Origin of the sequence: Helicobacter pylori FD535 (assembly GCF_000296015.2) — a bacterium.
Taxonomy (GTDB): Bacteria; Campylobacterota; Campylobacteria; order Campylobacterales; family Helicobacteraceae; genus Helicobacter; species Helicobacter pylori_CT.
The window spans coordinates 1-3,732 of record NZ_AKHP02000057.1 but is presented as its reverse complement, the minus strand read 5'-3'; the positions used below and the strand labels follow the sequence as shown (position 1 = coordinate 3,732).

Below are 3,732 nucleotides of genomic sequence, written 5' to 3'. Positions count from 1 at the left end.
GGGGGGGGTAACCTTGAATGAATCTTGCATGAAATCCCTTAATGAAAAAGTGAAGAAATTATAGCGTAAAGTTTTGAGATTGCTTTTAAAGGCACGAGCGAACAATTAAATTAAAATCAAATAAAGTTTTAGTTTTAATATTTAATGGAATAAAGCCCCTAAAATCAAAAGCGCTTCTTTTTCTTTGCTATAATCAATCCAAAAAAACCAACTTTTTTAAAACAAAGGAATGATTATGCAAGAGATTTTTTTATGTTCTATTTCCAATGTGCGCAGTGGGGATTGCAAAGAAGATTGCGCCTATTGCACGCAAAGCTCACACCACCAAGGAGCGATTAAACGCTATAAATTTAAAGATGAAAAAGTGGTTTTACAAGAGGCTAGAGCGTTAAGGGAATTAGGGGCTTTAGGTTTTTGTCTGGTTACTTCAGGGCGTGAATTAGACGATGAAAAATGCGAATATATCGCTAAATTAGCTAAAGCCATCAATCAAGAAGAATTAGGCTTGCATTTAATCGCATGCTGCGGGCGTGCGGATTTGGAGCAATTAGAGTTTTTAAGAGATGCGGGCATTCATAGCTATAACCATAATTTAGAAACTTCGCAAAATTTCTTCCCTAAAATTTGTTCCACGCACACATGGGAAGAAAGGTTTATCACATGCGAAAACGCTTTAAGGGCGGGGTTAGGCTTGTGCAGTGGGGGGATTTTTGGGCTTAATGAGAGCTGGGAAGACAGGATTGAAATGCTCAGGGCACTAGCTTCGCTCTCCCCGCACACCACGCCCATTAATTTTTTCATTAAAAACCCGGTGTTGCCCATTGATGCAGAGACTTTAAGCGCAGATGAAGCCCTAGAATGCGTGCTTTTGGCTAAGGAATTTTTGCCTAACGCTAGGCTTATGGTGGCTGGGGGGCGTGAAGTGGTGTTTAAAGATAACGATAAACAAGAAGCCAAGCTTTTTGAATACGGCATCAATGCGGTGGTGTTGGGGGACTATTTAACCACCAAAGGCAAAGCCCCTAAAAAAGATATAGAAAAACTGCTCTCTTATGGCTTGACAATGGCGACAAGCTGTCATTAATGAGAGAACTTTTTAAAAGCGTTAGAGGGTTTTTGCGCCTTCTTGGAATGATTTTCCCCGAGCGTCTGAAAAACGCCTTTTTGGGCTTGAGCGAATTGTTTTACTACGCTTCCAGCTTGAGTTTTTATACGATTTTGTCTTTATCGCCTATTTTGTTGTTTGTGTTTAGTCTTTTTGTGTCTCATTACATGCAAGCGCACAGCGGTGAAATGGAAGCCTTGATTTTCCCTAACGCCCCCAAACTCATTGGCGCGATTAAGGATTTTTTAGAAAATTTTAAAAAAACAGACATAGCCTTAGGCACGCTTGAAGAAGTGTCTATTTTGGTGGCGTTGGTGCTTTTTTGTGAAAACTACCGCTCCATCGCATCAAAAATTTTTCAAGCAAAGCCCAGAGATTACGCGCATTTTAAGGGTAAAGAAATCTTTTTATTTTGGGGTTTTGGCACGACTTTAGTGTTTTTATTCGCTCTGCCTTTGGTGGTGTTTTTTGATATTAAGATCCAAGTGTTTTTTGAAGATAAAGATTCAAGTTTGTTGCATGTTTTAAGATGGATAGGCACTTATGCGTTTTTTTTGATCCTTTTTACCATTCCTACGAATAAAGTGTTTAAACATTATTTTTGGGTGTTTTTATGGGTGTTTTTTACGAGCGTTTCTTGGCATGTGCTGAAATGGGCTTTCACTTATTATGTGCTGTATAACCGCACTTACCATGAGCTTTATGGGAGCGTTTCTATTTTGTGGTTTTTGATGAGCTGGGTGTATGTGAGCTGGCTTGTGATTTTAATTGGCATGTATGGGTGCAAGGTGTGCGACACATTCGATCCTAAAGAAGTGTTTAAGAAATTTTTAGGCTTTTTTAAAAAAGAAACTTGATGAAAAAAGTTTTCTTTTAGATCGGTTCTAAAAACCCAAAACACAAAAACCATTCAAACACAACCCCATAAAAACCCCAACTAAAAAGTTAAAAACAAAAGAAATAAAAAAGCAACACTAACGGAATAAAGAATAAAATCTAAAACGCTAGAAGCGTTTTTTACAATCAAACTAAAGATCTTGGTTATAAAGCGATAACTTTTTAAAGAATAAAACTTTCTAAAAAAATTTGATTTTAAATTTTATTTTATTGCGTTAGATTGTATTTTATGATTTTAGATTTTATTTTGCCATCAAACTCGCTTTCTTAAATCTCTAAAAGACTTTGAATAAAACAATCAACCCCAAAAACAAACAACAACATTGAAGCCAAACTTAAACATTAAAAATAAGATTAAGAAAAAGATAAAAAGCAAGACTAAAAAACATTTCCCTATCCCTGCACCGACCTACATTCCCACTCTTGAAAAGAGCAGTATTATCAGCGATGAAGAGCTTGACTTCCAGGTTCGGAATGGTTAACTGGGTAGTTCCTCTTCTCTAAAGGCACAAGGAAAAGGGAGCTAAAGATAAAGCGCATTTACCCTTAACTCCCCTTTCTCTTTATAGGGAGCTGTTTTTTAACAAAGAAGATCGTTAATAGCCCTTAATCTTAAACCATTGAGAGAGTATCTCATTCTAATCAAAGTTTATAATATAAAAGTCTTTATAAAACTCCAACTCTCTTACACTCAGTAAGGCAGTGGTAACTTATCCATGCTCTATTGCCGTTATCTTATACAAAAAGCAAAAAACAAGCCAAACGCTCTATTAGTAGTAGTCAGCTAAACGCATTACTGCACTTACACATCTACCCTATCAAGCACATAGTCTTTGTGCGAGCTTCAGGGAAAGTTTATCTTGGAGTTGGCTTCCTGCTTAGATGCTTTCAGCAGTTATCACATCCGTGTGTAGCTACCCAGCGATGCTCTTGGCAGAACAACTGGTGCACCAGTGACACATCCATCCCGGTCCTCTCGTACTAGGGACAGCTCTCCTCAACTTTCCTACGCCCACGGCAGATAGGGACCGAACTGTCTCACGACGTTCTGAACCCAGCTCGCGTACCGCTTTAAATGGCGAACAGCCATACCCTTGGGACCTGCTCCAGCCCCAGGATGCGATGAGCCGACATCGAGGTGCCAAACCTCCCCGTCGATGTGAGCTCTTGGGGGAGATCAGCCTGTTATCCCCGGGGTACCTTTTATCCTTTGAGCGATGGCCCTTCCACACAGAACCACCGGATCACTATGACCGACTTTCGTCTCTGCTTGACTTGTATGTCTTACAGTCAGGCTGGCTTGTGCCATTACACTCAACTTGCGATTTCCAACCGCAATGAGCCAACCTTTGCAAGCCTCCGTTACTTTTTAGGAGGCGACCGCCCCAGTCAAACTACCCACCAAGCATTGTCCTGCCTGTGGATAACACAGGCCAGTTAGCTAACAGAAACATCAAGGGTGGTATCTCAAGGATGGCTCCATAAGAGCCAAAGCCCTTACTTCAAAGCCTCCCACCTATCCTGCGCATGATATTCCCGTTAGCAGTGCTAAGTTGTAGTAAAGGTCCACGGGGTCTTTCCGTCTTGCCGCGGGTAGGAGGAATTTTCACCTCCACTACAATTTCACTGAATCTCTGGTTGAGACAGCTCCCATCTCGTTACGCCATTCATGCAGGTCGGTATTTAACCGACAAGGAATTTCGCTACCTTAGGACCGTTATAGTTACGGC

The 3,732-nt window shown here is 40.4% G+C and carries 3 protein-coding genes and 2 rRNA genes; 2 read left to right on the top strand and 3 right to left on the bottom strand.

The features are described 5' to 3' along the window. Positions 1-105: type III restriction endonuclease subunit R (locus DV63_RS18675; protein WP_080220068.1), on the bottom strand; the 105-nt coding region annotated here is incomplete at its 3' end. A 130-nt stretch (positions 106-235) separates the two neighbouring features. Between DV63_RS18675 and DV63_RS16065 the strand changes: the two genes are divergently transcribed. Next, on the top strand, positions 236-1,084 hold the full coding sequence (locus DV63_RS16065) for a biotin synthase (protein ID WP_001155623.1): 849 nt from the start codon (positions 236-238) through the stop codon (positions 1,082-1,084). Then, entirely contained in the window at positions 1,084-1,962 is an 879-nt protein-coding gene (locus DV63_RS16060; RefSeq protein ID WP_001208617.1) for a YihY/virulence factor BrkB family protein, read from the top strand. Before DV63_RS16065 ends, DV63_RS16060 begins: the two co-directional genes overlap by 1 nt. Positions 1,963-2,398: 436 nt before the next feature. Here the strand turns inward: DV63_RS16060 and rrf are convergent. Both rrf and DV63_RS16050 read right to left on the bottom strand, forming a co-directional pair. Next, positions 2,399-2,516 (bottom strand): 5S ribosomal RNA (gene rrf, locus DV63_RS16055). 235 nt (positions 2,517-2,751) lie between these two features. Then, positions 2,752-3,732, bottom strand: a 23S ribosomal RNA gene (locus tag DV63_RS16050); the annotation flags it as partial.

Coding starts and splice junctions, on each gene's coding strand:
- DV63_RS16065 (WP_001155623.1), top strand. CDS start 236: ATGCAAGAGATTTTTTTATGTTCTATTTCCAATGTGCGCAGTGGGGAT.
- DV63_RS16060 (WP_001208617.1), top strand. CDS start 1,084: ATGAGAGAACTTTTTAAAAGCGTTAGAGGGTTTTTGCGCCTTCTTGGA.